The 25,462-nt window shown below is 38.4% G+C and carries 25 protein-coding genes and 1 tRNA gene; 3 read left to right on the top strand and 23 right to left on the bottom strand.

Annotated features, from left to right (window positions below; translation table 11 throughout):
• Positions 1 to 25: 25 nt before the first annotated feature.
• From HCX62_RS04790 to HCX62_RS04755, 8 genes are all read right to left on the bottom strand, one after another.
• A complete protein-coding gene (locus HCX62_RS04790) occupies positions 26 to 388 on the bottom strand; it encodes an Imm51 family immunity protein (protein WP_185637296.1) in 363 nt (120 codons plus the stop codon).
• A gap of 106 nt (positions 389 to 494) precedes the next feature.
• Positions 495 to 950 (bottom strand): SUKH-3 domain-containing protein, encoded by a 456-nt coding sequence (locus HCX62_RS04785; protein WP_185637294.1) that lies wholly within the window; start codon positions 948 to 950, stop codon positions 495 to 497.
• Between the two features lie 49 nt (positions 951 to 999).
• The gene (locus HCX62_RS04780) at positions 1,000 to 1,656 is read right to left on the bottom strand and encodes a pentapeptide repeat-containing protein (RefSeq protein ID WP_185637292.1); all 657 of its coding nucleotides are present in this window, start codon (positions 1,654 to 1,656) and stop codon (positions 1,000 to 1,002) included.
• A 133-nt stretch (positions 1,657 to 1,789) separates the two neighbouring features.
• On the bottom strand, positions 1,790 to 2,185 hold the full coding sequence (locus HCX62_RS04775) for a DUF2750 domain-containing protein (protein ID WP_185637290.1): 396 nt from the start codon (positions 2,183 to 2,185) through the stop codon (positions 1,790 to 1,792).
• Positions 2,186 to 2,343: 158 nt separating this feature from the next.
• Positions 2,344 to 2,712 (bottom strand): hypothetical protein, encoded by a 369-nt coding sequence (locus tag HCX62_RS04770; RefSeq protein WP_185637288.1) that lies wholly within the window; start codon positions 2,710 to 2,712, stop codon positions 2,344 to 2,346.
• Positions 2,713 to 3,055: 343 nt separating this feature from the next.
• A complete protein-coding gene (locus HCX62_RS04765) occupies positions 3,056 to 3,298 on the bottom strand; it encodes a helix-turn-helix domain-containing protein (RefSeq protein ID WP_008947603.1) in 243 nt (80 codons plus the stop codon).
• A 2-nt stretch (positions 3,299 to 3,300) separates the two neighbouring features.
• Complete coding sequence (locus HCX62_RS04760) at positions 3,301 to 3,720, bottom strand: RNA polymerase sigma factor (protein WP_185502653.1); 420 nt, start codon at positions 3,718 to 3,720, stop codon at positions 3,301 to 3,303.
• A 384-nt stretch (positions 3,721 to 4,104) separates the two neighbouring features.
• Positions 4,105 to 6,252: an MSCRAMM family protein gene (locus HCX62_RS04755; RefSeq protein ID WP_185637286.1), complete on the bottom strand. Its 2,148-nt coding sequence runs from the start codon at positions 6,250 to 6,252 to the stop codon at positions 4,105 to 4,107.
• 444 nt (positions 6,253 to 6,696) lie between these two features.
• Here HCX62_RS04755 and HCX62_RS04750 point away from each other — a divergent pair, with 444 nt between their 5' ends.
• On the top strand, positions 6,697 to 7,137 hold the full coding sequence (locus HCX62_RS04750; RefSeq protein WP_185637283.1) for an ankyrin repeat domain-containing protein: 441 nt from the start codon (positions 6,697 to 6,699) through the stop codon (positions 7,135 to 7,137).
• 427 nt (positions 7,138 to 7,564) lie between these two features.
• Here HCX62_RS04750 and HCX62_RS04745 read toward each other — a convergent pair.
• From HCX62_RS04745 to racE, 5 genes are all read right to left on the bottom strand, one after another.
• A tRNA-Arg gene (locus tag HCX62_RS04745) sits at positions 7,565 to 7,638 on the bottom strand.
• Between the two features lie 110 nt (positions 7,639 to 7,748).
• A complete protein-coding gene (locus HCX62_RS04740) occupies positions 7,749 to 8,273 on the bottom strand; it encodes a metallophosphoesterase (RefSeq protein WP_008947599.1) in 525 nt (174 codons plus the stop codon).
• A gap of 36 nt (positions 8,274 to 8,309) precedes the next feature.
• The gene (locus HCX62_RS04735) at positions 8,310 to 8,921 is read right to left on the bottom strand and encodes an XTP/dITP diphosphatase (protein WP_185637280.1); all 612 of its coding nucleotides are present in this window, start codon (positions 8,919 to 8,921) and stop codon (positions 8,310 to 8,312) included.
• A 3-nt stretch (positions 8,922 to 8,924) separates the two neighbouring features.
• Positions 8,925 to 9,671, bottom strand: coding sequence for a ribonuclease PH (rph, locus tag HCX62_RS04730; RefSeq protein WP_185637278.1), 747 nt, complete (start codon positions 9,669 to 9,671; stop codon positions 8,925 to 8,927).
• Between the two features lie 12 nt (positions 9,672 to 9,683).
• Complete coding sequence (racE, locus tag HCX62_RS04725; protein WP_185637276.1) at positions 9,684 to 10,484, bottom strand: glutamate racemase; 801 nt, start codon at positions 10,482 to 10,484, stop codon at positions 9,684 to 9,686.
• 146 nt (positions 10,485 to 10,630) lie between these two features.
• Here racE and HCX62_RS04720 point away from each other — a divergent pair, with 146 nt between their 5' ends.
• Positions 10,631 to 11,125: a YslB family protein gene (locus tag HCX62_RS04720; protein ID WP_185637274.1), complete on the top strand. Its 495-nt coding sequence runs from the start codon at positions 10,631 to 10,633 to the stop codon at positions 11,123 to 11,125.
• A gap of 58 nt (positions 11,126 to 11,183) precedes the next feature.
• Here HCX62_RS04720 and HCX62_RS04715 read toward each other — a convergent pair whose 3' ends face one another.
• From HCX62_RS04715 to zapA, 7 genes are all read right to left on the bottom strand, one after another.
• Positions 11,184 to 12,398: an aspartate kinase gene (locus HCX62_RS04715; protein ID WP_185637272.1), complete on the bottom strand. Its 1,215-nt coding sequence runs from the start codon at positions 12,396 to 12,398 to the stop codon at positions 11,184 to 11,186.
• A 188-nt stretch (positions 12,399 to 12,586) separates the two neighbouring features.
• Positions 12,587 to 14,398 carry an excinuclease ABC subunit UvrC gene (gene uvrC / locus HCX62_RS04710; protein WP_185637270.1) on the bottom strand — a complete coding sequence of 604 codons (1,812 nt, stop codon included), beginning with the start codon at positions 14,396 to 14,398 and terminating at the stop codon, positions 12,587 to 12,589.
• Positions 14,399 to 14,473: 75 nt separating this feature from the next.
• Entirely contained in the window at positions 14,474 to 14,785 is a 312-nt protein-coding gene (trxA, locus tag HCX62_RS04705) for a thioredoxin (protein WP_008947590.1), read from the bottom strand.
• Between the two features lie 81 nt (positions 14,786 to 14,866).
• Positions 14,867 to 17,224 (bottom strand): endonuclease MutS2, encoded by a 2,358-nt coding sequence (locus HCX62_RS04700; protein ID WP_185637268.1) that lies wholly within the window; start codon positions 17,222 to 17,224, stop codon positions 14,867 to 14,869.
• Positions 17,225 to 17,246: 22 nt separating this feature from the next.
• Complete coding sequence (gene polX, locus HCX62_RS04695) at positions 17,247 to 18,959, bottom strand: DNA polymerase/3'-5' exonuclease PolX (protein ID WP_185637266.1); 1,713 nt, start codon at positions 18,957 to 18,959, stop codon at positions 17,247 to 17,249.
• Between the two features lie 91 nt (positions 18,960 to 19,050).
• Positions 19,051 to 19,593, bottom strand: coding sequence for a CvpA family protein (locus HCX62_RS04690; protein WP_185637264.1), 543 nt, complete (start codon positions 19,591 to 19,593; stop codon positions 19,051 to 19,053).
• Positions 19,590 to 19,856 (bottom strand): cell division protein ZapA, encoded by a 267-nt coding sequence (zapA, locus tag HCX62_RS04685; protein ID WP_008947586.1) that lies wholly within the window; start codon positions 19,854 to 19,856, stop codon positions 19,590 to 19,592. The genes HCX62_RS04690 and zapA overlap by 4 nt, the downstream gene beginning before the upstream one ends.
• Positions 19,857 to 20,009: 153 nt before the next feature.
• Here zapA and rnhC point away from each other — a divergent pair, with 153 nt between their 5' ends.
• Positions 20,010 to 20,936, top strand: coding sequence for a ribonuclease HIII (gene rnhC, locus HCX62_RS04680; RefSeq protein WP_185638030.1), 927 nt, complete (start codon positions 20,010 to 20,012; stop codon positions 20,934 to 20,936).
• A gap of 38 nt (positions 20,937 to 20,974) precedes the next feature.
• Here rnhC and HCX62_RS04675 read toward each other — a convergent pair whose 3' ends face one another.
• The 3 genes from HCX62_RS04675 to HCX62_RS04665 form a co-directional block, all read right to left on the bottom strand.
• Positions 20,975 to 21,649: a uracil-DNA glycosylase gene (locus HCX62_RS04675; RefSeq protein WP_185637262.1), complete on the bottom strand. Its 675-nt coding sequence runs from the start codon at positions 21,647 to 21,649 to the stop codon at positions 20,975 to 20,977.
• A gap of 107 nt (positions 21,650 to 21,756) precedes the next feature.
• Positions 21,757 to 24,957 (bottom strand): MMPL family transporter, encoded by a 3,201-nt coding sequence (locus HCX62_RS04670; protein WP_185637260.1) that lies wholly within the window; start codon positions 24,955 to 24,957, stop codon positions 21,757 to 21,759.
• Between the two features lie 15 nt (positions 24,958 to 24,972).
• Positions 24,973 to 25,425, bottom strand: coding sequence for a MarR family winged helix-turn-helix transcriptional regulator (locus tag HCX62_RS04665; RefSeq protein WP_185637258.1), 453 nt, complete (start codon positions 25,423 to 25,425; stop codon positions 24,973 to 24,975).
• Between the last annotated feature and the right edge of the window lie 37 nt (positions 25,426 to 25,462).

Below are 25,462 nucleotides of genomic sequence, written 5' to 3'. Positions count from 1 at the left end.
CCATATCGTATATTAAAGTTTCCAATTAATTATCCCAATCAATCTGATTGCCTTCATTTTTAACTATTTGATAGAGCAGTTCTTCATTTTCAATGAGATTCGTAATTATTTGGACAAGTTTTTCTGCTCGGGCTTCTGTTTCAGGCGATAGCGTGTAATATGCCACATACATTCCTGCTTCCGGATCAGAGCCCATTCCTTCTAATACATCTGGGGCATGCTTAGCTAAATAATAATTCAAAAATGCTTCCCAATTATAGCCATGCATATAAGCATCTTCGTTCATTTCATTCATTTTCTCGCCAATTGCAATCAACTTCTCCGTGCTAATGTTAAGGCAAAATGATAGATTATCCTCGATTTTTACTATTTTTACGTATTTTTCCATAAAACTTGCTCCTTTTGTTTAGACTTATCGTGGTGCTTTTCTTACAATGGTTTACAATTAAATCAGTTACTATAAAATAACAATTCTTCTTAGGATATAATCGTCACTAATTCAAACTAATAAAATTATGATCATTAAATAAGTTCAACAACCCACTCTCCACACTGTCACCTATTAAGCAAAAATAGTCATCATAGCCGCCATAAAAACCACCAGATTCGGAAACGAAAAAGACCATATGCTCTGAAAATCCAACTCCAACTGGGCATAACTTTTCTTTAATGATATCCTCATAACATTCTTTTACCCACTTTGGATCCAACCATGCTGCAGGTTTCGTAGGATCAAATCCCGAAACATCCGTATCATTAATGTCAGAGTAAGCTTCATGCGTTATTATTAGTCCACCTAGATTACTTAAAAATTTCTCCGCACCTTGATTCAAATAATAGTTTTTCTCCTCTAGAATACGACGAAAGTTATTAATATTTATAAATCTATCGGAATACCATCCGTTTTTCCGTAGTATGTTAGTCACCCGTTCATCAAATGTATAGTTCATCTGTTTATCCTCTCAAAGAATTGGTTTTTGTGATTAAAGCTTTTATGCCTTATAAAAATTTTAAGTTATCAGCAGAAGAACACTTGGCAATTTGAGCATCTGAAGGTCTTGCGTTCACAAATGTGCTGCCGGATATATTTGTTCTAGAAAACTTCGTGTCTTCAAAAATGCAATTTTCAAAATAGCACCTTTGAATAGCTGATTTTGTTAAGTTTGCTTTCGTAAAATCACAATTAATAAACTTGGCTCCTACTAAAACATCCTTCATCTTAGCATTAGTAAAGTTACACGAAATAAAATCGGCATTTATTCTTGTTGAGACAAAAACTGCATTACTAAAATCACAATCCGTAAATTTTTCAGAAAGATTAGCTGGCATTTCGGCATGAATAAAAAGGCATCCTTCCATTATTGAATAACTGAAACTCCCACCTCGGGACATGCCATACCCTTCCGTAATCTCGTGCAGTGAATACGAATAAGAGAAATCCATATTGAATAATTGGTGATATTTGGAAGGCTCCCTAAAAGAAAAACCCCGAAAATCTATTTTGCCACTATCGGTTTGTCCAAAGGGATGCTGAGACCAACGAGCGTTGCGTGTCGTTTTATCTCTCCAATTCTCTTTTTTCAGACTACGATTAATTTCAAAATCAAGCTCGGAATACCAACGATTTCTTAGTTCTTTCTTTAATTTTCTACTCATAGAGGCCACCTCTTAGTTAGCATATTCATTTTTTCTTCTTTTTTGTTGAAGCAGAAACTCTTCTTACCTTCATAATATCCTGTCTTCATGCGTATTTATAGCGGGCAGCTCATCAGATTAGTAATTAAATTTTTTATAAAAAATTTGATTGCTCGTTCAATAAGTCATCTAATAATCTATCCGCGGAAACTGTAACCACTTCATTAGTATTGGGTACCATAAAAACTGCTACATTCACACTATCTTTGGATAAATTCGGTAAGATTTCTTTACTTAGTTGCTTAAAACTTATTTTTTTGAGTTCCAAATCTTTCCATTCATTTTCTTTTAATTTCGAAGCATATTCTTTAAAAGGCCATATTGGTAAAGCAAGGCTCGCCTCTGAATCTGAAGTAGTTACAAATCCCTCTTTATCTTTTAAAGTCCAAGCTGCCCCTTGATCCGCAACTCTTTTGACAAAATAGATGTACCTATCTTTAGCCGATTTATTTACCATAACCTCTATTTCTTTTGGAGATAATTTATACATTTTGACACTTCCTCTTTATATTTTTCATGTAAACAATTCGTTTAGTCTTTTGGTTTGCTCTATTATTCCGCTAACTTACTTTTTATTTAGGTACCACTGCACTCAAACATTTTTAAATGAATTGCCTCTTCATTCATGCTGGTTTCCTCCAGTAAGTTTTATAGATTTACTCGCTCGTATTTATATTCGATGTTCTCTGCCATAACTAAAAAAGGTAAGCCATCTATATCATCTGTTTTAAATTCAAATAGAAATGAATTATCTCTGACTTTAGGAAGATTCATCCGCGAACTTTCATAACTATCTTCGTGCACAAAAAGAAAATCTTCTGAAGTGTCTATATGTAAGGAAGTATATCCTGACAAAAAACAAACATTGCTAAATTTAATTTCTATTTCATAAAAATAACTAAGATCAATCCCGCCAATAATTTCGAGTTCATGACCATTAAATGATGAAATATCAAGGTCAAGCCATAAGCGGCCGTTTCTAACTAATTGATTAATTTCTGCTACTTTTCTTTGCATTTACGTTCATCCTTTATTAAAGTTAGGAATATTTTCACAAACTTGTTACTGTAACTTTAGTATACAAATGGAATTTATTGTTTGTAAAGTTCTTTTTCATTTAATTTAGCAAAGGTTCTTTAAAAATACATAAATGTGTTTTATATCTGCTAACTTCCACCAATCAAAAGTTAAGCCAACTCTGAGCCCTTTTGAGAACTTTGCAATTAACTGCACGTTGATTCTTCTGGTATCAAAATCCACGTAAAAAAACTACTAGCAATTATATCTCGTTCCCGCTAGTAGTTCATTTATTTTCTCTAAATCATTCTCGTCATCATCATTAATATATAATAGAATGGTATCACGAAGCATTAAACAGCAGCAATTTCGAAACTAATTTCGCTTCGATTCTACGCCGTAAGTCTTCATCTACGCAAACGTGTGGATTTCCATATTCATCAAATAATACTCTTGTAGATAACGTTGTAATATAACCCGCATAGTGATCTAAAACTGCTCCAACTGCTTCTATATCTCCCTCTGACGCAGCAACTATTGTTTCGTAAGGTACTAGTCTATTTTTTCTCTGCGTTGTTTCATTCATTTCTAGTCTTCCTCCATTATCTTTTTTAATTCAGCTAGTGTACTATTTCTCCTACGTGATACAGTGCGTCTGACTAGGTTTAGCTCTTCCGCGATTCGCCTGTCAGACATGCCGAGAATATAGGAGAGTAATATGATAGCTTGTTTTTCTTTTGGTAATAATTTAATAGCTTCTGCGATTATTTCTCCCGTTACTATTACCATACCTACATTTTCGACGAAGAACAGAAATTCCCTAGTCATATTACTTTCATAAATAACCTGTTTACCTAATTCTTTTTCTGACAAACTCTCCATTGATACTTCATATTTTTTTAAACGTTCAATTTCTTTGTAGATATTTCTCGTCTCATTTCTCAGTATTTTTTTACAATAGCTATCAAAGGCATGCTGTTTATGTTTTTTATGTGCTTGTAGATGCATCTACTCACCTCCTGTTTCTATCGCCCCGTGTAAAATTGCAAGGGTATCCTTCCCCTACATCACTATTACAACTAAATCCTATTTTTGGGACAGTAATCTCGAAAAAATGTTTAAAAAAAGTACAATTCTGCATTTTTTTTGCATTTTAGCTTTCCTGATTACAATCTAAGCTCTTTTGATAAACTCCTCTCTATGAAAATTATAAAATATTTTTTTGTTTTATTGCTAAAAATATATTTATTTTTGTAGTAAAACGGAAACTATTTAGCAGCAAGTGTTGGAAATGAGTAGCATACCATATAATTTTTGCAAAAAAAGAAAGAAGCCTAATAACTCAGGCTTCTTTTCTTATTAGATATTTGTTTGTTTTCCATGCTGCTCATTTTATTTTTTACGTTTGCCGTTATTTTTTTTGCTCCAATATATCGCTAGTCCAGTTACTACAAGTCCTAGACCAATAAATACTAAAGCAATACCGTCATTATCTCCGAGCAGTGGTAATGGTCTAGTTTCTGCCATTTTTATTACTGGGTCTACCTTATTTCGAGTTGATTTCTTCGGTAGTGGTTTAGGTATTTCAGTATTCATGATTTTTACTTCAATGATGCCCTCATGTGTTCCGTCAATAGTTATTTTAGTTGGTTCATTCGTCAGTTGATAATTTTTTGGAGCAATAACTTCCGTCAATTCATACTCTCCATACGGTAAATCTTCTGTCACAAATTCTCCCGACTGGTCGGTCATAAATTCTGATTTTCCTTCATGCTCTATAAACTCACCTGTCTGCAAATCTTTTAATTTAAAAGTAGCAGCATTATTCTTGATAGGTTCTTTTGTCAGCTCGTCGCATTTAATTACTTTGATTTTTTCTTTGATGACTTGTTCTTTGACTGTGACAGTTACATCAGCCACTTCTGCTTCTTGGTTATAGGTCAAATCAAAAGGATACTTCTCACTATCCAACAAGTAGCCAGTCGGCGCTTCTTTTTCTAGCCAGTAATAGCTGTCTAATAATAAATTATCTGTTTGCGCTTGACCATCTTCAATCGTGACTGTATCCATTAACATATCATCTGAGGAACGATATAATTCATAAACAGCTCCATCTAAAACGGCATTTCCTTGGGCTATTTCGCCTGTTTCAGCATCTTCTTTAATTAGTTTAGCAGAACCTTTTTGCTCCACATCGACCGCTTGTACTTGTGTGTTGGTGATTGCAACATCTTGTCCTGCATATTTGATTTCAAAAGATAACTTTTCGTCACTTAGAAGATAGCCAGCGGGTGCTTTTTCCTCTAGCAGATAATATTGCCCTAGCGAGAGTGAACCAGATTCTGCGTAGCCTTTTTCATCTGTAATTAATTCTCCCACTCGTACATCACTACTGTTATAAATCCCGTATACAGCTTCTTTTAAAGTGTAATTATCATTGGGCATGCTCGCACCAAATTCTTGACCGGTTTTCGTTAATTTAACCGTTCCCATTTGCTTATTATTATTAAAAATAAGTTCTATTGTTTCACTTGGTTTAATAGTGGTTGTTTTGACTTCTCCACTATTATGGTAGCCTGCTGGAGCTGCTATTTCGGTAACTTTTACTTGCGTCCCTTCTGGAATTCCAACAAGTTCAGCAATACCAGTTGCATTTGTTACGACTGTTTTGGATGTGCCTCCGTATTCAAATTTAATGGTGGTATTTGGTAATGGTTGATTTGTTTTTGGATCTATTTTTTTCACTCGCACGCCGCCGAGTTTTTTCACGTTTACTTTTAGTTTTGCTTTTCCAGTATCTTGTAAATGAAAATCTACCAGACTTTGGCGATCTGCTTTGTTATAAACAATCGATGTTCCTAAAGCAGAATCTGGCACTTTAGAAAACATAATTTCTCCTGATTTAGAATTCTTATCCGCTTTTAATTTGAGTGTGTTCCCGGTTTTCGTAACCTGGATTCCCGTCGCATTATTTGTGATATTGAGCACGTCTGTTACATTGCTTGTATCACCCTGTACAAACTCTTGGCCTTCAATTATTGTAATTGTCTGCGTGTCCCATGATGGCTGTGTATCATGCTTTCTTACCTGCGCTAAAATTGTATCTCTATCCGTCCAGTAGTTAGGTAATGATGTCCACTCTAATTGTTCACCAAGCACTTCCCAAATAAGTAATTGGGTGGTCGCAAAATCTTTATAACTTTGTTCAGATTGAGTAAAACCATAGTAAGCAACTTTAGATAACAAGTCTTTTTTACTACCTGTATATGTTTCCGCACTATAACCTTCTTCTGTATTTGCTGGTGCGGCAGAATCGATACAAAAGACATCTTTACCATCCATCTTCATGTTCCAGATATCTTTGTTTTCTAATTTCTGCCCATTTGTAAAACTAATTCCTGTGTAAAAATAACCTGTTTCATCGAGCCGAAGTGATGCCGCTATTCCATTGAACGGTTGAAATAGATTTGCTAATATCATAACTACTAACGCCATTGCGATTATTTTTACTTTCTTTTCCTTCCTTTTTTGACTGTTCATTTGTCTGTTTCTCCCTTTTGTTTTTAGTCAATTTACTTCTGTTAATTTCACCCGTAGCAGAAGTGGTTACATTTTTTCTTGCTGGTTAAAAATTTTATGGTATTTCGACGTGCTCTTATTTAGTTGTCAAAGAACGAATGCAAACTTTTTTATAGCTTACGTAACTACTACAATTAGAATTTTCTTTTGGGTCATAAAAATAAAAAAAGCATACTATTAAGTACGCGTTTTAAATGAGTTTCATTTTGTTATGTTAATGGAAAAAAAATCAAGATATCTATACATTTATTGAAAAAATAGAAAGCCTACTAAAATTGCAAAATAATTGGTATAGTATAAGATAATGAGTAATATTCGAGAGATTTGATATGTATAAATTGGTTATGAAAACTCATACAAGGGAACCAACAGCAGAGAAAAAAATAATCCAAAGAGGTGCAACATATGTTTAATGAAAATGAGTTATATCCAGTGTTACTAAGCAATAACTTTTCTAAAGTTGACGATTTTCTAACTAAATATGGCATAGATAGTGTGGACAGGGACAATCGTTCTTTATTAATGTCAGCAGTCGTAGAAAGAAAAATGAGCATTATCGAATATTTAATTGAAAAAGGTAGTAATTTGAATTTACAGGATAAAAACGGAATGACTGCATTGCATCTAGCTGCAATGCATGACTATACTGAAATAGTTGAGTACTTGATTTCAAAGGGGGCAACTGTTGATGCAGAAGACAATAATGGGAATACGGCGTTATGGCGTGCAGCAATGGAGCTACCTAAAGAAGCTAAATCTATAACTATTTTATTGGAAAATGGAGCCGATGTAACAAAGCAAAATAAATACCAAATATCTCCTGAAGACTTATTGTCTGATGAATAGGAAGCTAAATATAAATGTAAACGTAAAGAAACTAAATGAAAAAAGTTAATATCTATATGGGAACTGAATCCTTAAAATGAGACAGTAATAAAAAAGCAATTGATTAGGCTATGGATTGCCGATATTCTATCGGTGATTTGTAGCCTAGTTTTTGTTGAATTCGATTTTGGTTATGATAAACTATCACAATAAATATCGGCGTATTATATATGTTTCTGCACATGTATGTCATGCTGACATTAGTACAACTATGAAATTATACGTATGTTAGTAAAAACTAGAAACTTGAATGAAGATAGAATCTCTAATTTTCTTCCCAAAAATAAGGGAAACATCATCAAACAAAAAAATCTCTAAAGCGTTCATCCACCCTTTAATATCAAGGATTTCTAACGTTTCAGAGATTTATTTGATTTACTTATTTTAACGTCCTGAGAGGGATTCGAACCCCCGACCGACGGCTTAGAAGGCCGTTGCTCTATCCAGCTGAGCTATCAGGACAAATGGCACTGTCTTTTCAACAGCCAAATACCATTTTATGTTTAAATCGCTTGTTTGTCAATGGTTTTCTTTAAGTTATTGCATTTTTTCTTTTTCGGGTGCCTTTTGACCTAGTTGTGCTTGATTAATGGGAATGTTTGGGTTAGGTCTGTTAGTTCGTTGTCGTCCCGGTCCATGAAGCGCACTTGGATGCCTTCTGGTGTGGAATCGATGAGTGCATATGTTTTGATGCGGATGCGGCCTCTTGGTAAGGAGATGCTTCCTGGGTTTAAAATGATGGTGTCGTCTAGCATCTCTGCGCCTAGTTCATGGGAATGACCGAAGAAGGCGAAATCTGCGTTTAGTTCACGTGCACGATATCGTAAATTCATGAGTGTCATCTTGATGTTATAGAGATGTCCGTGTGTGGTTAAAATGCGGTAGCCGTCTACTTCTCCTACCCAATCATTTGGGAAGCCGCCACCAAAATCACAGTTGCCTCGAACAGTATGAAATCCCTGAATCGCAGGATCGTCAGCTTCTAATTCAGAATCCCCACAATGAATCATAGCATCGACTGTATTTTCGTATTTTTCTTTAAGATGGATTAAGCAGTCACGTTCTGAGTGGCTGTCGCTAACTACTAATAATTTCATTTTGTTTCCTCCCCTGTGATACTGTTACTTATTTTCTCACTTTTTGGTTACTTTTTCTACTACTTCTGTTAAATCTTTTTCTAGTTGTTTAATGGCATTTGCACGGTGGCTGATTTCGTTCTTTTTCTCTGCGGGAATTTCTGCCATCGTAAGACCAAAATCTGGTAAGAAAAATAATGGATCATAACCGAAACCATTTGTTCCGCAAAGTTGTTCTGCAATAACGCCTTCTACTTCACCTGTGTAAAAAGATGTTTTCTCAGAAGGTGTGGCTACAGAAAGTGTACAGTGGAAACGAGCGGTTCTTTTAGCGGGTTCAACGCCTTCTAAATTTTTAAGTAGTTTTTCATTGTTTTTGGCATCATCATGAGCGACACCAGCATAGCGTGCGGAATAGACGCCAGGAGCTCCGTCAAGCGCGTCTACGATTAAACCAGAGTCATCAGCAATAACTGTTTGATTTAGCAAGCTAGCGACCGTTTCGGCTTTAAGAGCAGCATTTTCAGCGAATGTTGTGCCAGTTTCTTCGATTTCGCCAATTTCTGGAAAATCTGCTAACGTAGCTACTTCGATATTGAATTTAGCGAAGATTTTTTCAAATTCTTTTGCTTTCCCTTTGTTGGCGGTGGCAATAATAATTTTACTCATTTTTTATTCTCCTTTAATCCGCGCTGTGACTTTTTCTCCAAGTGTTTCTTTTTGGATTTCGATTAGTTCGCTAATACCTTTTTTACCTAAAACAATTAGTTCAGCAAGTTCTGCTTCGGAAAAAGTAGCTTCTTCGCCGGTTCCTTGAAGTTCCACGAAGGCGCCGCTACCAGTCATAATAATATTCATATCTACTTGCGCTGCGCTATCTTCTACGTAGTTCAGGTCAAGCACGGTGCCGCCTTCTTCTAAAACGCCCACGCTTGTAGCAGCTAGGAAATCTTTTACCGGAAATTTAGTGAATGGTGTTTCTTCGTCTAGCTTGGCAATTGCCATAACCATTGCAATAAACGCGCCGGTGATAGACGCTGTACGTGTACCGCCATCAGCTTGGATAACGTCGCAATCAAGCCAAATCGTTCTTTCGCCAAGTGCGTCTAAATCAACAACTGCACGGAGCGCACGTCCGATTAAACGTTGAATTTCCATTGTTCTGCCGGTTACTTTACCTTTAGAGGATTCACGGATGTTACGTGTGTTCGTTGCTCGTGGTAACATCGAATATTCAGCAGAGATCCAGCCGCGGCCTTCTCCTCGCATAAATGGTGGTACTTTTGTTTCCACACTTGCAGAACATATAACTTTTGTATTTCCTGATGCAATTAAAACAGAACCTTCTGGATGCATTAAATAATCTGGTGTTACTTCGATATTTCGTAATGCATTACTTTCTCTTCCATCAAATCTCATTATTGGCACCTCTTATTTTCCTAATTTAATATGTTCTACAGTCATATCTGGCATATTTAACCAGTCTTTTGCAATATCTTTAAAAATTTGTGTCGAACCCGTAGTGAAAAAACGGTGCTCGATTTCTTCATCTGTAGCCTCTAATAAATTATGATAATCCAGTAACGCGCTGACTTCACTCGCAGTTTCTTCTCCGGAGTTAATAACGGACACACCGTCACCCATGAAGTTCTCGATAATTGGTTTTAAAAGTGGATAATGTGTACAACCCAAAATCACCGTATCAATATTAGTACTTTTCAGTGGTAAAAGTGATTCGGCTACTACTTTTTTTGCAATCGCACTTTTATATTCGCCTGATTCTACGACAGATACAAATTTTGGACATGCGAGGGAATCTACTTCCACTCGGCGATTTAATCCTTTAAGCGCTGTTGGATATGCCATACTTTCGACGGTACCAAGTGTTCCTAGTACGCCAATTTTATTGTTTCTTGTTGCTTTGAGTGCTGCTCTCGAACCTGGTTGAATAACCCCGATAACAGGGATATCCAGTTTTTCGCGAATGTCATACAAAGCTGCTGCCGTTGCTGTGTTACATGCAATAACGAGCATTTTGATGCCACGATCTACTAGAAAATTGGTCATTTCCCAAGTAAACTGAGCTACTTCTTCTTTGTCGCGTGGTCCATAAGGGCAACGTGCGGTGTCACCTAAATAATATACTTGTTCATGGGGTAGCTGTTTTAGCACTTCTCGCACTACTGTCAAACCGCCTACTCCCGAATCAATAAAGCCAATAGCTTGTTTCACAGTCTCGCCTCAATTTCTTTATTAATTTCCATTTTTTTATCTATACCTTCCATTTTCTTATTTTTTCGGTTTTTTCGCAAGTCTTTTTTGAGAAAAAAGGTTTTTTATAGAAATTTATTTATTGTGCTTTCCATTTTAGGGTGATTTTGGTTATAATGGTGTATGAAAGTGGGGTATCCGAAATGACAGAAAATGAACAGAATAAATACGAGGAAAAAGCACTTGTTCCAAGTTTTGGTTTAGATTTACTACGAGATTATTTAATTCCTGAAATACTTGGAGATGAAGCGCCTCACATTATGTACTGGGCAGGAAAAGACTTAGCTCGCAAATTTCCACTTGAGTCCCTAGAAGAGATAGCTGAATTCTTTGAAGAAGCCTCTTGGGGAAGTTTCAGTATTTTGAAAGAAAAGAAAGATGAACTACGCTTACTTTTAGAAGGCGAAATGGTTGCCGCCCGTTTTAACGCGCAAGAAGAGCCTACCTTTAGACTAGAAGCTGGTTTTATTGCCGAACAATTGCAATCACAGAAAAAACTATATACCGAAAGTTACGATGAAATTGATAAACGTAAAAAACAAGCAACGATTATTATTAAATGGGATCGTAAAGAAACAATCGATAACGAAGAGCGCTACTAAAAATTATAAGCTTGCAGCGACAAAGGAAGAATTCACTTTGTCACTGCAAGCTTATTTTTTATTTATCTAATTCAAATTGGTCATGTAAAACTTGTGCTGCTTCGACCATTTTACGTGCAGGTACTACAGTGGAAACTTTAATTTCAGACGTACTAATCATTTTAATTGGAATATTATTTTCTGTTAAAGCTTCGAACATTTGCGCAGCTACCCCTGGATTACTTACCATTCCAGAGCCAACAATCGAAACTTTCGCCAGTTCTTGCTCGGATTCTAATTTTTCGATTTGAAGCAGTTCTTTACTTTCTTCTAAAACAGCTAGTGTTGCTAAAAGTGCGCTTGTTTTGATAGTGAAGGATAGGTTGCCGTGACCTAGACCAGTAATTCCTTGGATGATAATATCTACATCAATATTATTTTCCGCTAATTTTGTAAAGACTTTGGACACACGCATCGCTTCTTTTTGTTTCCAGTGGATAGTTACACGGGTGATTTGGTCTTCAAAAGCGATTCCACGGACTACTTTGGTATTTTCCATTGTTAAATCCTCCTCGATCATTGTTCCTGATTCTTGTTCGTGGCTCGCTCTTACTTCGAGCGGAATCCGGAAATTTTTGGCATATTCAACGGAGCGTGGATGTAATACTCCAGCGCCGAGATTGGCTAATTCTAGCATTTCATCATAGGTAAGTTGTTCGAGCTTTCGGGCTTTTTTGACGTAGCGTGGATCTGTTGTAAACACGCCAACAACGTCCGTGCAAATCGCGCATTTGTCTGCTTTAAGAGCGGATGCAATGGCAACTGCGGTTGTATCCGAACCACCCCGACCGAGTGTAGTAATCTCCCCGTCTGCCGTTAAACCTTGGAATCCAGCAACGACAACGATTTGTCCCGCATCAAGTGCCGCTTCAATACGCGCACTATCAATATCAGCAATTCTCGCATTACTATGTACAGCTTCTGTTTCAATTCCCGCTTGCCACCCTGTATAAGAAGTAGCATCATGCCCTTTTTCTTTTAAAGTCATCGCAAGTAAAGCAATCGTGATTTGTTCCCCAGTAGAAAGTAGCATATCCATTTCGCGTTTATCTGGAGCCTCGCTAATTTCTTCAGCCATTGCGACTAATTTGTCGGTTGATTTCCCCATTGCGGAAACGACGACGATGACTTTATTTCCTTGTTTTTTCTCATAAATGGCTTGATCTGCTGTTTTCCCGATTTTATCCACGGTGCCGACAGATGTTCCACCAAATTTTAATACGACTAGTCCCAATCTCGTTCCCCCTGACTTTTAGTTCTTTTTTATCAATGATTTTATTTTAGCGCATTTATGTGTTGAAGGGAAGTTTATTATATATAAAAGCTATTTTATCTGACGTGTTAGTTCATATATGTAACATTTTTTACGCAATAAAACGCCAATAACATCAAAGTCATTGGCGTTTATAATCGTGTGGAAAATCATTTTTGCTCGGTATTTTTTGCTTTTTCATTGAACGCTGTGATATGTTTATGCACTTCCTCAGCAACATTCAGAGGGACGCCAGCTTCTTTTATTTCTTCTACGGTTGCTTCTTTTAATTTTTTCATTGAGCCGAAGTGTTTAAGTAGTTTTTTCTTGCGGCCTGGGCCTACGCCTGGAATGCCGTCGAGAATGGACTGGAAGCCGGTTTTGCTGCGTAGTTGGCGATGAAATGTGATCGCGAAACGGTGGACTTCATCTTGCATTCGTTGTAGTAAATAGAATTCTTGGCTGTTTCTTTCCAAAGGGATGATTTCAAGTGGGTCGCCGAATAACAATTGACTGGTGCGGTGTTTGTCATCTTTGGCGAGGCCGGCTACTGGAATGTCTAGGCCTAGTTCGTTGGTTAGAACGTCTTTGGCGCTGTCGATTTGGCCTTTTCCTCCGTCAATTAAGATTAAATCGGGCATCGGTAAGCCTTCTTTGAGGACGCGCCAGTAACGACGGCGGATGACTTCGCGCATTGTTGCGTAGTCGTCTGGGCCTTCTACGGTTTTGATTTTGTATTTGCGGTAATCATTTTTACTTGGTTTGCCGTCAAGGAATGTGACCATCGCGGAAACGGGGTCTGTGCCATGAATGTTGGAGTTATCGAAAGCTTCCACGCGTGATGGCGTTGGGATTCCCATTGCTTCTCCAAGTCGTTCTACTGCCCCGACTGTGCGTTCTTCATTACGTTCAAGTAGCATGAATTTTTCGTTTAGGGCAATTTTGGCATTTTTATAAGCAAGTTTTACGAGATCTTTCTTATTCCCGCGTTGTGGTACGATAATTTTTGTGTCAGGAACGACTGCTTGAACGGCTTCGCTATCAACATCATCTGGCAAATAAATTTCTTTAGGCGGAATATGGTTGGCTTTTTGGTAAAATTGGCCAATGAAAGTGAGGAAATCTTCGTCGGCATCGTTATAAAATGGAAACTGGGAAACATCGCGTTCGATGAGTTTTCCTTGGCGAATGAAGAATACTTGGACGCACATCCATCCTTTATCAATGGCGTAACCAAATACATCGCGGTCAACGAAATCATTCATTGTCATTTTTTGTTTTTCCATCGTTGTTTCGATTGCGTTGATTTGATCGCGGAACTCGCCAGCTTTTTCGAATTCCATATTTTCAGCGGCTTCTTGCATTTTTTTCATTAAATCATTTTTGACGGTTTTATAGCCGCCGTTTAGGAATGATACTATTTCGTCTTGCATTTCTTTATACTTACTTGCTTCCACATCAAATACACACGGCGCAAGGCATTGGCCGAGGTGATAATATAAGCATACTTTATTGGGCAAAGTGCTACATTTTCGTAGTGGATATAGGCGATCTAAAATCCGTTTTACTTCATTGGCGGCATAGACATTTGGGTACGGACCGAAATATTTCCCTTTATCTTTTTTTACTTGGCGGGTAATAATTAGGCGCGGATGTCGTTCGTTCGTAATTTTAATAAACGGATAGGTTTTATCGTCCTTTAGCCGAATATTAAAACGTGGATCGTGCTTTTTAATTAAATTGATTTCTAGTAGTAAAGCTTCTACGTTGGATGATGTGACGATATATTCAAAATCCACAATTTCTTGGACTAAGCGTTGTGTTTTACTATCGTGCGTTCCTGAAAAATACGAACGTACACGATTTTTTAAAATTTTTGCTTTCCCAACATAAATGATGGTTCCTTGTCTATCTTTCATCAAATAACAACCAGGTTGGTCCGGCAGAAGCGCTAGTTTATTTTGGATATGTTCAGAAGACATTTTATCAACTCCAGTTACACATTTAAAAAGAAGCTTAGAACAAACATTCTAAGCTTCTTTCATTTTAGCATAATTTTAAACGTATTTGTTGATGACTTCATCCAGTTCTTCTTTTGGACGGTAGCCGATAATTGTATCTACTACTTCGCCGTCTTTTTTGATAAGAAGTGTTGGAATACTCATAACACCAAAGCTTCCTGGTGTTTCTGGGTTTTCATCTACGTCCATTTTGACGATTTTAAGTGCTTCGCCGCGTTCTTCTTGTATTTCTTCTAAAACTGGAGCCACCATGCGGCAAGGACCACACCATGTTGCCCAGAAATCTGTTAATACTAAGCCTTCGCTAGTTTCTTGCTCGAATGTTGCATCTGTAATTTCTTTTACCATGATTTAATTCACTCCTTATGACTTTCGTACACACAGTATAGCATTTACACCCTATTTGGAGCTATATTTTTGCTCAGTTGTTTACTTAAATTCGACGATTGTTACGCCGTTCCCGCCTTCTGCTGCTGCACCGAAACGGATTGATTTGACCATGCGATGATTTTTCAAATATTCCGTAACACCAGTTCTAAGTGCGCCAGTTCCTTTACCGTGAATGATTGCTACTTGCGGATAGCCTGCGAGCAATGCTTCATCGAGGTATTTGTCGACTTTTTGCAGAGCATCTTCGTAGCGTTCGCCGCGCAAATCGAGTTCACTTTTAGCTGGTGAGCCGCTGCTATGAACCGATGTAATGATGCGTTGTTTCTTCGGTTTTTCTGGTTGGATGTATTCGAGATCGGTAGTTTTGATTTTCATTTTGATGATACCGATTTGAACATTCCATTCTTTATCGTTAATTTTGCTTAAAAGTGTACCTTTTTGGCCGAGTGATAAGACGCGGACATTATCGCCATTTTTGAAAACGTGTGGTTTTTGTTTTGGCGCTTGGGGAATGGTTTTGTTGATTGTTTTTGGTTTGGCTTTCCCAAGTCTTGTTTTGGCGTCAATCAGCTCGTGTTCTTTGATGCCGGCTGCTCCGTTTAATTGCATTGTGCGCAATTCATGGATGATTTCTTCGGCCTCGGCTTCCGCTTTTTCCACGATCGTTGCGGCTTTTTCACTCGCTTGTTCGATTAATTTGTCTTTTTGTTGATAGTAGTTGGTGATTTCTTTTTGCAGATCTTTTAAAAGGTCATCGGCACCACGAGCTAGTTCGCGCGCTTCTTCATATTCTGTTTCTGCTAAGTTGCGTTTTTCTTCTAGGCTCGAAATCATATCATTTAAATCGGCGCTTTCGGTATCGACAAGGCTTCTTGCTTCTGTGATGATACTTTCGCTTAATCCAAGGCGGCGCGAAATATCGAAAGCGTTACTTCGTCCGGGAACGCCGATTAGTAGTTTATAAGTCGGGCTAAGCGTTTCGACATTGAATTCAACGGAAGCATTGGTTGCGTGAACGCGGTTGTATCCATATGCTTTTAATTCAGGATAATGGGTCGTCGCGACAACACTTGCGCCTTTTGCATGGCTTGCATCAAGAATCGCAATTGCGAGTGCTGCGCCTTCTTGCGGATCTGTCCCAGCCCCAAGTTCATCATATAAAATTAGCGATTTGTGGTTCACTCTTTCTAAAATGGACACGATATTTGTCATATGGGACGAGAAGGTACTCAAGCTTTGTTCGATGGATTGTTCGTCACCAATATCGGCAAATACATGTTCAAAAACAGCAATCGTAGAATCTTCTTGTGCTGGAATTTGTAAGCCAGATTGTGCCATTAATGTTAGTAATCCCAATGTTTTCAGTGTAATTGTTTTACCACCTGTATTTGGACCAGTAATTACAATCGTCGTGAAATCTTCGCCTAAATAAATATCATTAGCAACGACTTTAGCTGCATCTAAAAGCGGGTGTCGCGCGGCAATTAAATGCACTACGCCTGTATCACTAAGATGTGGCGTTACGGCTTTCATCGCTTTCCCAAAACGTGCTTTTGCAAAAATAAAATCAAAGCGTCCGAGAATAAAGGTATTATGATGAATTTCATTAATCCAGCCAGCGAGTGATGCGGAAATTTCTGCAAGAATGCGTTCGATTTCTTGTTTTTCTTTTGCTTGAAGTGCTTTTCGTTCGTTATTTAAATCTACTACACTTTGTGGCTCGATGAAAAGTGTTTGACCGGATGCGGATTGGTCATGAACGATACCACCATAATGCCCTTTATATTCTTGTTTAACGGGAATAACGTAGCGATCGTTTCGAATCGTAATAACGGCATCGCTTAACATTTTCGAAGCATTGCGATCGCGCAAATAAGATTCTAATTTTTCCCGTACGCGGTCTTCCGTGCGGCGGAGTGTACGTCGAATTGTACTAAGTGCTTCACTCGCAGTATCTAATACTTTCCCGCTTTCATCAACGGAAATCGCAATATCCTCTTCCACTTCTTTTAATACTAAAAGTTCATCCGAAAGCGCGCCGAGAAGTGGTATTTCGACACCAATTTCAAGTAAATCGTTCATAAAGTTTTTCATTTGACGGCTTACGCGCAAGTTGCTACCGATTTGGTAGATTTCAAGCCCGTTTAAATCGCCACCGATTTCCAAGCGTTTCAAATGGGCAAAAACGTCTGTTAGACCAGTAATTGGCGCACTTCCCCGTAAACGAATAATCTTGGCTCCTTCTTCTGTTTCGAGTTGCGCTTTTTGCACTACTTGAAAATCTGTCGCTGGAGCGAGTTCCAAAATCGCTTGCTCTCCTAGTGAAGACGAAGCAAATTCCGCGAGTTGTTTTTTTATTTTATCAAATTCTAAAATGGCTTCTACTTTTTTTTCCATTAGTCATCCTTCTTTTTAAAAGTTATTTATTCTGTAAAAATTGTTTAAATTCAGCCGCTGTTTTCGTATTTAGAATTGCGGACTTATCTAGCCACGCTTTCGTTGCCGCGCGAACACCGATGGACATAAAATCAAGATGCTTCGTGTCATGCGCATCTGTATTGATTGCAATTGGAACACCTGCTGCATGAGCCATTTCTAGATGCTCACGGTTTAAATCGAGGCGCTGTGGATTAGCGTTTAATTCCAGTGCAGTTCCGGTATTTTTTGCTAATTTGATTAGTTCTTTCATATTAACATGATATGGCTTTCTTTTCACGACAATTCTGCCTGTGGGATGAGCAATCAAGCGAACGTAAGGATTTTCGCACGCTGTTTTTAGTCGTTTCATAATCTCTTCTTCGGATTGTTGGAAACTGGAATGAATGGACGCAATCACAAAATCCAATTGTTTTAGTGTTTCGTCATCAAAATCGAGCGAGCCATCCGCCAAGATATCCATTTCAACGCCTGAATAGACATCAATTTCCGGATAATTTGCGGCAATTTTTTTAATTTCTGCTTGTTGTTCTAAAAGTCTTTTTTCGTCTAAGCCGTTAGCTACTCGTAGAAATTTCCCGTGATCGGTTATTACCATATATTCATAACCTTTCGCGATACAGGCTTCAATCATTTCCGGAATGGCATAAGCGCCGTCTGACCAAGTGGTATGCATGTGTAAATCACCGCGAATATCATCTAACGCTAGGAATTTCGTATCCTTCGTTACGCGCTCAATTTCGGTGCCATCTCGGCGAACTTCTGGTGGTAAAAATGGGATATTAAAATGCTCAAAAAAGCTTTTTTCTGACTCAAAATGACGCATGCTTCCATCTTCTTGCTCTACGCCATACTCACTTATTTTTTCGTTTGATTGTTTGGCCAATTGGCGCATTTTGATATTATGATCTTTAGAACCAGTAAAATGATGTAGCGTTGTGGCAAAGGCTTTCTTTTCCACTAGGCGGAAATCGACCGAAATGGTAATGTTATCTTCTAATACGACCGATACTTTAGTTTCACCTGCTCCGATGACATCTGTAATTAAAGGAAAGGCAAGTAACGCTTTTTGCACTTCTTCTGGTTGTTGAGTCGCGATAACATAATCTAAATCTTTTACCGTTTCCCGCAAGCGTCGTAAACTTCCAGCTTGCGCAAACGTTTCGATTGCAGCAATTTCAGCTAAATAAGCTTCTACTTTTCCAATGATTGGTAAAACATCGTTGAGCGGATAGCGATCAGGTCGTTCACCCATTTCGCGCACAGCTTCTGCCATTTTCTCAGCAGACTTTTTACCAAAACCTTTTAATGCTTCGATATGGCCGTTTTCTGCTTCTTTGAGTAAAGTTTCTTTGTCGACCACACCTAGCTCATGATAAAGCCGCGATAATTTTTTACCACCAAGCCCCGGCACATCTAAAAGTGGAACGAGGCCAGCGGGTACTTCTTTTTTCAGCTCCACGAGTTCTGGACATTCGCCGCTATCTAAATAACGTTGAATAATTTCGCCGGTTGTTTTACCAATACCGCTAATTTTTGTGAAATCCTCAATTTCTGACAGACTTCTACTATCTAATTCAATTGCTTGGGCAGCTTTACGGAAAGCTGATATTTTAAAGCTATTTTCTCCTTTTAGTTCCATATAAATGGCAATTTCTTCCAGTAAACGAATGATTTCTTTTTTATTAGTAGCCATCGTTATTCCTCCCCGTTTGGTCATTAAAAAATACCAGCGCAATCCTATCCAAAATTGGCTAAGAGTGTACATCTGGTATCGAATGTTTCTTTTATTTTGGCAGAATGTCTGTCATCCAGTCATAAAATTGTTCGGACAAAATCGGCGTGTTCTCGAGCATCCACTGAGCAACCGTAGAGCTGTCAATCAGATTTTCTGACCAATTCGCCGGGTAAATTGCCATGATAAACAATACAATAAAAATAAGTAAATAAGACTTAACAACACCAAAAACAGCCGCTACTAATCCATTAATTTGACGCAACACAGGTATTTTTGTTAAGCCGCCAACAAGTGATGCAAGCATATGAACGACAATGATTGCTACAATAAAAATAATCGCAAATCCGAGTACGTTATAATAAGCTGTTTCTGTTCGTAATTCCTGTAAAATAATTGATAATCCATCTGAAGTATCACTACCTGGATAAGGTATAAAGGTTAAATGGGGCGCTAAATCTTCGTAATATGTATACGAGATAAAAAATGCCAAAATATAACCTAGTAATAATATAAGTTGTTTGATTAGGCCCGTTCTAAAACCTGCGAAAAAGCCACAAACAAGTAAAATTAAAATAATCGCATTTAAAATCATTGATCTCTTCCTTTGATACGAGCCAGTTCTTGTTCCAACTCTAGATATTTTTGTTCTAGTTTTAAATAATCGTGAGTTGCATTCACAGCTGTCAGTACAGCGAGCCTTCCGCTATCAAGCGCATGATTTTGAGAGCCGATTTCGTGCATTTTTTCATCGACTTCGCGAGCTACTTTTCGTAAGTGGTCTGTTGTTTCTATGCCAACAATTGTATATTCTCTACCATAAATTGTGGTCACTACTCTATTTCTCTCATTTGCCACGTAAATTCCTCCTCGCCCAAATTCATTTAGGCCGCTACTTGTCATAATCTTATCACGAAAAAGCCCGAAAGAAAAGAGTCAACCACCCGTTTAGCCGATATTCAGTCTTTCGTCGTAGTATGTTACAATAGAACTTTGAAAGGATGATGCCTTATCGCAAATACAGTTATCATAGTTAATCAACCCACACTTGAAAAAATGAAACAAACATATCTCCCTTTTTCCAATCCAAAACTCCCACCAGGAGCCGTTTTTGCAGCGAAAAAACCTGGTGTCTCCATTACTGGCTATAAATCGCGCAAAGTGATGTTCCAAGGAGTAAACGGAGAAGCCGAAGCAAAAAAATGGGTTGCTACACTTCCAGAAGCAAAAACAAAGACGCCAAGTGTTTCTAAAGGCGTTCTTCCAGCAAACTTCGCATCAAAAAATGTTGTTGGTTCCGATGAAGTCGGCACGGGTGACTTTTTTGGTCCCATTACTGTTTGCGCAGCTTATGTCGATGCAGAAATGATGCCACTTTTAAAAGAGCTTGGTGTGAAGGATTCAAAAGCCATGAAAGATCCGGAAATTTGCCGAATCGCTGAAAAAATCATGCCAATTGTGCCGCATAGTGTGCTACTTTGTCCGAATCCGAAATATAACGAATTACAACAAAGAGGCATGAATCAGGGTCAAATGAAAGCTTTATTACATAATCGTGCGATCGAAAATGTCTTGAAAAAACTGGCACCTGTAAAACCAGAAGCGATTTTAATTGACCAATTTGCTGAAAAAAATACGTATTACCGTTATTTGGCAAAAGAGCCTAGCATTGTTCGGGAAAATGTCTTTTTTGCGACCAAGGCAGAAGGATTGCATCTTTCGGTGGCGGCGGCTTCGATTATTGCTCGTTATAAGTTTGTTCAAGCGTTTGATGCGATGTCGAAAGAAGTCGGTATTACGCTTCCAAAAGGCGCTGGACCACATGTTGACGCTGTTGCAGCTGAAATCATTGAACGCTTTGGAATGGAAACATTGGCTAAATATACAAAACAACATTTTGCAAATACCGAAAAAGCCTTGAAAATTGCTAAAAAATAAAAAAAACACCTCGTCTTTCGCAGGCGAGGTGTTTTTATTTATATAGAAGGAATTTGCCAATCAATTGGTGTTGCTCCGTTTTGTTCTAAAAATTGATTCGCTTTGGAAAAATGTCGGCTTCCCATAAAACCGCGTGATGCGGAAAGCGGGCTAGGATGAACGGATGTGAAAGCAATGTGTTTCGGGTTAGTTAATAGTTGTAACTTCTCTTTCGCGTTGTTGCCCCAAAGTAAAAAGACAACTGGCTCCTCTTTTTGGTTAATCATTTCGATAATATGGTTGGTTAGGATTTCCCAGCCTTGGCCGCGGTGCGAATTTGCTTGGCCTGCGCGGACAGTTAGAACGGTGTTAAGTAGTAGCACGCCTTGGTCCGCCCATGGTATCAAGTAGCCGTTGTTCGGTATTTCACAATTCAGATCATTATGTAGCTCTAAATAAATATTTTGTAACGATGGTGGAATTTGCACCCCTTTTTGGACGGAAAAAGAGAGTCCGTGTGCTTGGCCTGTTCCGTGGTACGGGTCTTGGCCGAGTATCACTACTTTTACGTCTTTGTAGGCTGTGTGTTTTAATGCATTGAAAATATCATACATATCTGGGAACACTTTTTTTGTTTGGTATTCATTTTTAAGGAACTGGCGGAGTTTTAAATAGTAAGGCTGGTTAAACTCATCTTTTAACAACTCATCCCAGTCATTTTCGAGTTTTATCATTTGGTTCCTTCCTCCTTTATTCATCTCTACCTACATCTTAGCAAATTAACTTTTGAAATCAAACTAAAAACCGCACTCCTCTTGAAAAGGAATGCGGTTTTATTGACTTATTTTTTCGGTGGTACGTTTTCTTGATGGTCCCCTTTTCTTGTGATAAATGGCCACCAGTTGCCGCGTCCGAATAGTTTAACCATTACTGGAACGAATAGTGGTAAAATAACGACGGCATAAAGTACTAAGCCGATTAGCACTACTGTGGCGATTTCAAGCAAGGAAAGTACGCCAGCTGGCATCATCGCGGCAAATGTTCCTCCGAGAATGATAACTGCGGAGAAGATAACGCCACCCATATTTTTCATGGCTTTTATCATTCTGTCGCGTACGGAAAGTCCATTGTATTCGTTAAATCGTGACATCAGGAAGATCGAGTAATCGATACCGAGTGCGACGAGTACAACGAATCCGAAGAACGGTGTTGCCCAAGTTAGACCGCTATATCCAAGAATTCGCATGAAGATAATTTCTGCAAATCCAAGTGCGGCAAAGTAAGTTAAAATAAGTGATGCAATGAGATAGATTGGCATTACAAGTGAACGTAAAACAATAACCAGTGTGACGAATACACTTGCAAGAACGATAACAAGAACTAAATGATAATCGGCTGTCGACATATCTCTTGTATCATAGTTAACGCTCGTCATTCCACCAATACCAATTTTAGCATTTTCAAGTTTTGTGCCTTTCATACTTGCCGCTAGTTGGTCATTAATGTCGTCAATGGAATCCATCGCTGCATTAGAGTAAGGGTTTTTAGTTAAAATAACGTTAATGGTTGCTAATTTTCCATCAGAAGAGATATATTGATCTAATACTTTTTGGAAATCGGCGTTTTTTAGTAAAGCATCTGGAACATAAATTCCGGAACTTGCATATGGCACTTTCGACCAATCGTCAATGAGTCCGTTCGCAGTGTTTAGGCCACTTTGTACTTTTCCTAGACCATCTGCACCAGAAGTTAAGCCATCTGTTAATTGACCCATTTGCCCACTAATACCTGCAAAGCCATCTTTTAATGCGCCTTGTCCAGCTGCGATTTGAGCTAGAGCATTAGAAATTTCGGGCATTTTAGAAACAACTTGGCCTTGACCGTCTGCTGCTTGATTTAGTCCGTTTTCTAATTGAGCTAGTCCTGTTTCGATTTGACCAAGTCCTGTGTCAAATGCGCTAAGTCCGTCTGAAATTTGTTTAGACTGCTGATTTAATTGGTTCATGGCAGTTGCTAATTGTTGGATACCTTGATTAAGTTCTTTCATTTTTGCTTGAAGTGCTGCCATTTGTTTTCCGGCAGATGTTTTCAGATCATTTCCAGCTGTTTCTAGGCCTTGGATATCCGCGGCTAGTTTTTGGAATTTAGGATCGTTTTTCACTTCCGGATGCGCTGCGGCGAATGCTTGGAACGATGCGCCGATTTTTTTGAACTGCGCTTCTAGTTTAGACGTATCAATTGCTTGGGAGTTCGGGTTTTCGAAGCCTTTTAATTGGTCGGCTACAATTTGTAAGTTTTTCTGAATTTCAGTGTAACCTGCTTGAATTTGTGCTTCGCCATTTTGTAGAGTAGCTAATTGTGATTTGGCTGCTGCTACGCCTTGTTTTAAGTCACCCGCTCCTGTTGCGCCGCTTTCAATCCCAGTTTGAATTTGTGCAAGCGCGGTTTGTAGTTGGTTGATACCTTCTTGAGTTGCAACGGTACCTTTTTGTAAATCGCCAACTCCTGCAACGGCTTTATCTAGTGCCGGTTCTGATTTTTTTAATTCGGAACTAGCGGAATCCAGGCCTTTCTTAACTTGGCCTACTCCATCCGTTGCTTGGCCGACACCATCATTTACTTGACCGGCTTGGTTTTTGATGTAAATATCATCGACGCGTTTTCCGGCTGGGCGTGATGCGCTCATTACCATGTCAACGCCTTTTACGTGAGATAAATCATCGGAAATTTTTTCAATTTGGGCAATGTAATCTGTGGTGCGCATATTATCATCATTTTCGATAAAGATTTGCGTTGGCGCGACTTGCCCTGCACCAAAGCTATCTGACACAATTTCAAAGCCTTTTTTCGAAGGGTATTTGTCACTGATTTCATCCAAAGAGTTGAATGATTCTGTTCCTGTGTGAAGTAAAATTGGCGGTAGTGTGATAGCTGCGACAATTAATAACGCAATCCACGGTCTTGCAAAAGTGAATTTACCAGCAGCACCCCAAATTTTATTTTCTTTATGGCTAATATTTTTGTTTAATGGCCAGAATAGATGCGTTCCGAGCGTGCTCATAAAGAATGGCACGAGCGTGTAAAGTGCGGCAAGTAACACGACAATGCCGACGCCAACTGCTACAGCGGAACGATATAAATCGAATTGAACGAAATAAAGTGAAGTAAAAGCAACGAGAACGGCTACACCACTATAAATAACGGTTTTACCGGCTGTACGATAAGTTGCATGAACAGCTTCTCTTGGGTCAAGCCCCGCTCCCATTTCTTCTTTAAATCGGCTCATTAAGAGAATACAATAATCGGTCCCAATCCCAAACATGATACAGACCATAAATATCTGCGTATAGGTGGAAACGGGGAAATTAAAGAGATCTATTAAGAATGCTACTGTACTTTGTGCCACTAGATAACTAATTCCAACAGTTAAAAGAGGAATAAATGGCGCTACAGCAGAGCGGAATACAAGGAATAGAACGACTAAAATAAAGACTACAGTGATGCCCTCTGTTTTATGTAAACCGTCTTCGGAACCTTGGACAACATCTTCTTGAATTAGTTTGTTTCCGGTTAAGTATGTGTCAACGCCCTTCACATCCATTTTTTTATCTAAGGCGTTACGAATGCTTTTAACAGAGGCGTCTGTATCATCTACAGTTAAACTTGCTACTAGTGTTTTACCGTCTTTTGATAAAAATTTATCCTTTAGTTCTGGTTGGTTAAAACTGGATAGTACACTCGTGACGTGGAGTTCTGTTTTATCTTTTTCGATGGAGTCTAGTGATTTTTCGATATCGTTTAATTCTGTTCCAGTTAACTTGTGGTCGGAAGTGTAAACAGCGATGTAAGCAGAACCTTTGTCGTCTGGATTATGTTTCTTTTGCATTTCTGTTGCAAGTGATGACGGGTAGCCATCAGGCAGTTTTAATTCGCCTTTTTCGCGTACAAGATCTGCCATGGGTGGTGCAATAAACATTAGTACGACTGCTGCTGCAAGCCAAAATGCTAAAATGGCCCAGCGGAGTTTCATAATCCATTTCATGCCAAATCTCTCCTTTTATTTTTTAGGTTTGACAACTGACTTGGTGATTTTTTGAAATAATTCAAAGAAGTGTTCGCTGTCCTTTTCCCCTAGAATTTCGAGCCATTCGTTCACGAGTAACTCTAATTGTTTTTCGCACTCTTCGTAAACGTTATTCCCTTTTTCTGAGATGGTTAAAACCACGGCACGTTTATCTTGTTGATTTCGTTTTCGCTGAATATATCCTTTGTCTACAAGTTTTTTTAGTTTTGGTGTGATTGCACTTTTATTGACGGACAAAGTGGCTGCTAGTTCGGTGGCGCTAATTCCATCGTAAGCAGCGATTTCACGCAAGACAAAAAATTGTTCAATCGACAAATCGACTGTATTGGTGGATATTTCGGAAATAGCTTGATGTATATGTGACATAGCGAATATGTAGGTTTGTTGGTAACTCTTTATCAGTTGTTTGACTTTTTGTCTTTCCAAATAAAGTTCACCCCCTTAACTATTTTTCAGTTTAAGC

It is taken from the genome of Listeria swaminathanii (genome assembly GCF_014229645.1).
Lineage (GTDB): Bacteria > Bacillota > Bacilli > Lactobacillales > Listeriaceae > Listeria > Listeria swaminathanii.
The sequence above is the reverse complement of the archived record's forward strand: the minus strand, read 5'-3'. Positions and strand labels throughout refer to the sequence as shown.

What these genes read in the sequence shown, in the direction of transcription:
- HCX62_RS04790 (WP_185637296.1), bottom strand. Translation starts at nt 388, where the DNA reads ATGGAAAAATACGTAAAAATAGTAAAAATCGAGGATAATCTATCATTT.
- HCX62_RS04785 (WP_185637294.1), bottom strand. Translation starts at nt 950, where the DNA reads ATGAACTATACATTTGATGAACGGGTGACTAACATACTACGGAAAAAC.
- HCX62_RS04780 (WP_185637292.1), bottom strand. Translation starts at nt 1,656, where the DNA reads ATGAGTAGAAAATTAAAGAAAGAACTAAGAAATCGTTGGTATTCCGAG.
- HCX62_RS04775 (WP_185637290.1), bottom strand. Translation starts at nt 2,185, where the DNA reads ATGTATAAATTATCTCCAAAAGAAATAGAGGTTATGGTAAATAAATCG.
- HCX62_RS04770 (WP_185637288.1), bottom strand. Translation starts at nt 2,712, where the DNA reads ATGCAAAGAAAAGTAGCAGAAATTAATCAATTAGTTAGAAACGGCCGC.
- HCX62_RS04765 (WP_008947603.1), bottom strand. Translation starts at nt 3,298, where the DNA reads ATGAATGAAACAACGCAGAGAAAAAATAGACTAGTACCTTACGAAACA.
- HCX62_RS04760 (WP_185502653.1), bottom strand. Translation starts at nt 3,720, where the DNA reads ATGCATCTACAAGCACATAAAAAACATAAACAGCATGCCTTTGATAGC.
- HCX62_RS04755 (WP_185637286.1), bottom strand. Translation starts at nt 6,252, where the DNA reads ATGAACAGTCAAAAAAGGAAGGAAAAGAAAGTAAAAATAATCGCAATG.
- HCX62_RS04750 (WP_185637283.1), top strand. Translation starts at nt 6,697, where the DNA reads ATGTTTAATGAAAATGAGTTATATCCAGTGTTACTAAGCAATAACTTT.
- HCX62_RS04740 (WP_008947599.1), bottom strand. Translation starts at nt 8,273, where the DNA reads ATGAAATTATTAGTAGTTAGCGACAGCCACTCAGAACGTGACTGCTTA.
- HCX62_RS04735 (WP_185637280.1), bottom strand. Translation starts at nt 8,921, where the DNA reads ATGAGTAAAATTATTATTGCCACCGCCAACAAAGGGAAAGCAAAAGAA.
- rph (WP_185637278.1), bottom strand. Translation starts at nt 9,671, where the DNA reads ATGAGATTTGATGGAAGAGAAAGTAATGCATTACGAAATATCGAAGTA.
- uvrC (WP_185637270.1), bottom strand. Translation starts at nt 14,398, where the DNA reads ATGTCTTCTGAACATATCCAAAATAAACTAGCGCTTCTGCCGGACCAA.
- trxA (WP_008947590.1), bottom strand. Translation starts at nt 14,785, where the DNA reads ATGGTAAAAGAAATTACAGATGCAACATTCGAGCAAGAAACTAGCGAA.
- HCX62_RS04700 (WP_185637268.1), bottom strand. Translation starts at nt 17,224, where the DNA reads ATGGAAAAAAAAGTAGAAGCCATTTTAGAATTTGATAAAATAAAAAAA.
- polX (WP_185637266.1), bottom strand. Translation starts at nt 18,959, where the DNA reads ATGGCTACTAATAAAAAAGAAATCATTCGTTTACTGGAAGAAATTGCC.
- HCX62_RS04690 (WP_185637264.1), bottom strand. Translation starts at nt 19,593, where the DNA reads ATGATTTTAAATGCGATTATTTTAATTTTACTTGTTTGTGGCTTTTTC.
- HCX62_RS04675 (WP_185637262.1), bottom strand. Translation starts at nt 21,649, where the DNA reads ATGATAAAACTCGAAAATGACTGGGATGAGTTGTTAAAAGATGAGTTT.
- HCX62_RS04670 (WP_185637260.1), bottom strand. Translation starts at nt 24,957, where the DNA reads ATGAAATGGATTATGAAACTCCGCTGGGCCATTTTAGCATTTTGGCTT.